Genomic DNA, 5,221 nt, shown 5'->3' with positions numbered 1-5,221 from the left:
TAACCAAAACTTTACACAGATTCCATTTCATAGACTTCTTGAACAACTAAAATACAAAGCCGAAGATGTTGGATTGAAAGTGATTGAGCAAGAAGAATCCTATACATCGAAGTGTTCTTTCCTCGATGGTGAACCAGTTGAGAGAAGGACTTCTTATCTTGGTAAAAGAATTAAAAGAGGGCTTTTCCAATCATCTAACGGTACAATAATTAATGCTGATGTAAATGGTGCCTATAATATTATGAAAAAAGCAATCCCTGATTTAGATGGGATAGAGGGTGTAGCGTTACACCCAGTGAGTATATCTCATGAATGTAATTGATAATAAAATTAGTTATCTAATGTTACTAATTTTATCAATTACAATGACGTGTGCAATTTTAAATGCAGATTATAAATTAGGTGTTCCCGGTACGGACAGAGACCTTGTGAATAATTTAATTCAAAACAAAATATTACCCACAGAAATGAAAGAAATACTGGGTTCAATGAAAGGTTTTAGAAATATGGTGCAGACCCAATAGCAACGTTGAAAGGTGTCGAAAAGGTAGCTGTTAAGATCTAATAATCCAGAGGGTTTGCTTCAGTTTCATCTGCCCATGAAGTTTCTTATGCTAAAATTTATGACAAATGTGATAGAGCTGAAATAATTAACATTGGATATAACAGCATTTTATTGCTCAGATGCAGAAGCATAAGCATTAAAACTTGAATACGAAGATGTCATACCAGACTCGTTTAACGAATCTGATATCATTTCATTGATGCAAGAAATCAACGATCAGGAGAGAAAAACAACAAATTCAATAGTAAATGGTAGTAATTCAAAAACAGTAATTGGGTCAGTTACCAATCATTGAATAGAATTTCTTTGGTCTGAGGATAATGGTTGAAACCGTTGGTATCCTTAGACCCCTACACCCCTTCTCATGAGTTTAACTCATTCAACATTTCAAAATCGACTATTTTTTTGATATTTTTTTAAAACTGCCAGTTTCTGCATTTTCAATAACATTATCCTTTAGTTTCAGGTGGGGATGAAACTGGTTTCAGTTCGGTTAAACTGCAGTTTCATTTTGAAAACGGCAACAACATCCTTTAGTTTCAGCAGTTTCAGGTTTATAGCTACCCCCACACATCCATACAATTAATATTGTGCAAAATTTAGAAAGTTGTTTAATTGTTTAATAAATTTAGTGTATTCCTAACTTTGAAAAATTTGCAAAAAATACCTCATTTTATTAAATGGTATCGATATAACCCTGAAACTGCTGAAACTGCAGTTTCTTGATAGCGTTTATTAACTGAAACCAGGCTGAAACTTAACTGAAACCGCTGAAACCGGACTGTTCTGATACCTTCCCTGTATCAAGATAAAGAAGTCATTTTTAACCGTGAAATTGATTAATAATAACATTTTTTATCACCAGGTAATAAAATGAAAGCTGTAGATGTTCTAAAAAACCATAAGAATAACAGAGTTTAGATTTTTAGTTATTGATTAGACACACACACCTTTGTCGATGAGTTCTGGGGTGTGTTAAGGAGATAATTATACGTTGTTACATTATACATCATACATGATACATGATACATAAAATATCTTGAACACATAGGCACCTTTGCTGACGTAAAAATCATAAGAATAACAGAATGCTTAGAGTTTTGAGTTATTGGTTAGACACACACCTTTGTCGATGAGTTCTGGAGTGTGTTAAGGAGATAATTATACGTTGTTACATTATACATTATGTATCATTTATCAAGATGGAAATTGTTTTTAACGTGATTGATATTGATATACTATCAAACAAATAGGAATTGGGTCGTAATTATCTACTAACGGTAGAACAGCTTTTTTGTTCATCTCAGCAAGAAAACAATAACATGAAAATCATTATTAATTTTTTGTGACAACAATAAAGACATATCTAAATATGTTTTTTATATTTTTCGCTATAATGTAATATATAATATAGTATATATATAATAAATATACAGTATAAGCATTTGTTATGTGTTAATTATTTATATCCCGGGTTTAAAAAGGACTATATCAAAATTATACGTTGTTACATCATACATGATACATAACAAAAATACAACGTTATCAAAATGTCCAGAACTCATCGACAGAGGTGTGTGGGGGGGAATAGTATAGTATACATACTTTGAGTTTTGTTACGAATAACAAGCTTGTATTCCATTCCAGATGAAATTTAGACTAAGGTGTGTTAATATCTACTTTGGAATTCAGGGTTTCCACCGGAAATAAAGTGTATATTATCCATTTCCGGTAAAATTAAATTAGAGTTTTTAATGAAAATGCTTTAGAAGCGTTAGAGAATAGTGAAAGTGATATGCTTGATAAGGGCGACGACTTTAGTTCCCTTGAAAAAAAATTCAAGAAAAAATGAAACTGGTAAATTAAATGTTCGGGATGAAACATTTGAAGATGATGCCGACTATACAACTTATGTTGACAAATGGTTACTAAACCATCATTAAATCTATTACTGGACTTCGTTTTTTTAAGTACAATCTTTTGACATAAGAGGGTATCTAAAAATTAGAGGTTAGAAAACAAAAAAACAGAAAATCAAAAACTAACCTGAGTTGTAATGTTACCTTTTCTAATATAATTCATCCTCTACCTATATATTTAGACTGGCACAACTTCGGATATCTACCATGTGCCAGATGAAATGGTACTAAATTTTCCAATAACAGGGTGATTGTTTTTAACGGTCTGATATCTGGCAATGTATGGTGTGTATACAAAATCTAAGACCGCAGTAATAACCAATAATATCCACCAGCCAAAAACACATTTAAAAAATTCCGCATGAATTATCTGTAAAAATAAAACTGCAAAGTATTTTAAAGTCTAACAACATAAATTACTATGTATACTATTTTTCCAAAAAAAACTTTTACAGGAGCTGATATTATTCTTCCTGAACTTAAACAGGGTATCCGGACGGAACACCGTATACGCCAGATTCTCGATGCAAAATTTTCCGAAAAACTGTCTCCCAGAAAAAGCTATGACCTGTATAATCTGCCTGTAAGCGGTAGACAGGCTGCAGCTGATGGATACTATATAGGTGATATAGTTATCTCTGTATCCCCTAACGTTAACAAAACAATTTTTTTGGACTGTACCAATGTTAACAGACGAACCGATACCAAAAAACCGTCATTTCGATTAAAAACCTCCGGTAAAAACATCAGTCGAATGGCTGAGTATTGCCACAACATAACAGATACTTTCGAAACCTATAGAAAATACCGCGATGTCGAAAGTAAAAGTAAATTCCTAGAGAAAAGGTCAGACCTTTGCAAATATCTGGACATGTGCCTGAGATTGAACGAGAAAGGATTGTGGTGGAGGAGTATTAGGTTTGAGATTATACTGGCGTTCTTGTGGAACGATGAGGTTTTCCTGCTGCCGCTGCAGCATCATACTCTAGAATTCCTGTCAACAACCAGTGACCCGAGCCTTAAAAATGTGTGGGATTATACTGTAGACGTCAACACAATTATCTCGGTTCTTAAAGCCTGAAGCCTAAAACTTCAAGCCTAAATATTACCTATCTTGTAAATATCAGTATTTGTATGAATACTTCATGTTCAAACATTCCTATATATCAATTATATACACAATGTTGCTGTAGGTCAAATACCAAATATCGAATAACCTCAAATCTAAAATGTAGATGCAGAATTTTTACTAAAAAAATGAAATAGCAAAAACAAATCAAAGTTGAATGGTTAGAATTTTGTTATACTCCTATATCATTGCCATAAATAAGACCTTAAAAAAGAAGTTACTTGTTATCGGATTTATTCCATAGGTATACAGGTGGCACAGTTAGTTGTTGATTACATGTGCCACTTGTTCCCATCGCAAAAATATATACACAATAAATATATGAGAATTAGAAAATTGCCCTCATCATCATTATTTCGTAACATATCTGAGATTTTTAACGTTTCGTGTAACATTGAAAACGCGAAATTAAAATTGAATAGTTATAAAACACTGCTTATTACTTACAAGATCTATAATAAATATTAGAGGGAAACAATTGATTGTCCGCAGTAAGGACAACTGTAATTCTTTGATTTAGAGTGCTAGAAATTAAGCGAACCGTCCAATTCGACCTGAATTGTGAATACTGCGGTGCGTACTTTTATCGGATTTCCGGTCGCTTTTATTACTGGATGCCATTTGTTTAGCTGGTATATCACCGATTATTATCAAATTTACGTCAGTGTTGTCGGTCAGCTACTAACCGCTAAAGCGGTTAGCTTGTCCTTCCATCTCTTAACTAATAGAAGCTAAGCGGAGGACATTAGGAAGGCTGACAGCTCCCCTGTGTGCAATATTCTTCGAAGCATTGTAGTCGGCGTTCTCTCTATGACCGCATCTCTTACACCTGAATTTAGCCTGTTTCTGACGGTTGCTCTTGTTGATATACCCGCATTCAGAACACTGCTGCGAAGTATATATCGGGTTGATGATTATAACAGGTATCCCTTCAAGTTTAGCTTTGTATAATATGAATCTGGTCAATTCAGAGAACGCCCATTTACCCAGTCTACCTCTCTGCGCTTTAGTAACCGTAGCTTCCGGACGAAAACCGTTGAGGTTCTCCAGTGCAATAGCCCGGGACGTGTCTTTAGCGTGTTTGACCAGCTGTTTGGCAACCCGATGGTTCAGATCACGTTTGAACCGGCGTTCCTTTTTGGATAATTTCTTGAGGTGCTTCTTGGCAGACCACGTTCCTGCTGACTGCAACCTCGACTTCAGACTAGTATATCGTTCTCTAACCTTATCAGCTTTTGTTCCTTTATAGACTTCTCCATCAGAAGTAGTTGCTATATTAACTACACCAAGATCTACACCCAGAACATCATCTTCGTAACATTTGACTTCATCTTCATCTACTTCCATCACAAGCATCAGGTAAAAGTTACCATCTTCGTAAATCAGGTCTGCCTGACCTCTGATTTTACTTATGTCAAAAGGTCTGTATTTACCGTGAGATATACCGATTTTCTCACGGCCGTCTAGAGTAAGTATGGACACCGCATCGTTATTTTTGAACGACAGTACTCTCTGGTCGTAGACTACTGCTCCTCTTTTATCGAATTTGTGTATGGTTTTTCTGTCGTTGCTGTAGCTTTCAGCTACTTTAGCGATTGCCCTGACAGT

Annotated in this window: 4 protein-coding genes; 3 read left to right on the top strand and 1 reads right to left on the bottom strand. The window is 34.6% G+C overall.

Annotation, left to right across the window (positions count from 1 at the left end; translation table 11 throughout):
* From QZ276_RS06045 to QZ276_RS06035, 3 genes are all read left to right on the top strand, one after another.
* A partial coding sequence (locus tag QZ276_RS06045) for a zinc ribbon domain-containing protein (RefSeq protein ID WP_292486234.1) occupies positions 1 to 322 on the top strand: 322 nt, incomplete at its 5' end.
* Entirely contained in the window at positions 309 to 524 is a 216-nt protein-coding gene (locus QZ276_RS06040; protein WP_342765703.1) for a HepT-like ribonuclease domain-containing protein, read from the top strand. The genes QZ276_RS06045 and QZ276_RS06040, both read left to right, overlap by 14 nt.
* Before the next feature lie 2,381 nt (positions 525 to 2,905).
* Positions 2,906 to 3,565, top strand: a complete 660-nt coding sequence (locus QZ276_RS06035) for a hypothetical protein (RefSeq protein ID WP_292486231.1) — start codon at positions 2,906 to 2,908, stop codon at positions 3,563 to 3,565.
* A 765-nt stretch (positions 3,566 to 4,330) separates the two neighbouring features.
* Here the strand turns inward: QZ276_RS06035 and QZ276_RS06030 are convergent.
* Positions 4,331 to 5,221 (bottom strand): transposase (locus tag QZ276_RS06030; RefSeq protein WP_292486229.1); only part of this gene is annotated, 891 nt, incomplete at its 5' end.

It is taken from the genome of Methanohalobium sp. (assembly GCF_018609725.1).
Classification (GTDB): Archaea; Halobacteriota; Methanosarcinia; order Methanosarcinales; family Methanosarcinaceae; genus Methanohalobium.
Note: the sequence above shows the minus strand (reverse complement) of the source record. Positions and strands in the feature narration are given on the sequence as shown.

What these genes read in the sequence shown, in the direction of transcription:
- QZ276_RS06040 (WP_342765703.1), top strand. Translation starts at nt 309, where the DNA reads ATGAATGTAATTGATAATAAAATTAGTTATCTAATGTTACTAATTTTA.
- QZ276_RS06035 (WP_292486231.1), top strand. Translation starts at nt 2,906, where the DNA reads ATGTATACTATTTTTCCAAAAAAAACTTTTACAGGAGCTGATATTATT.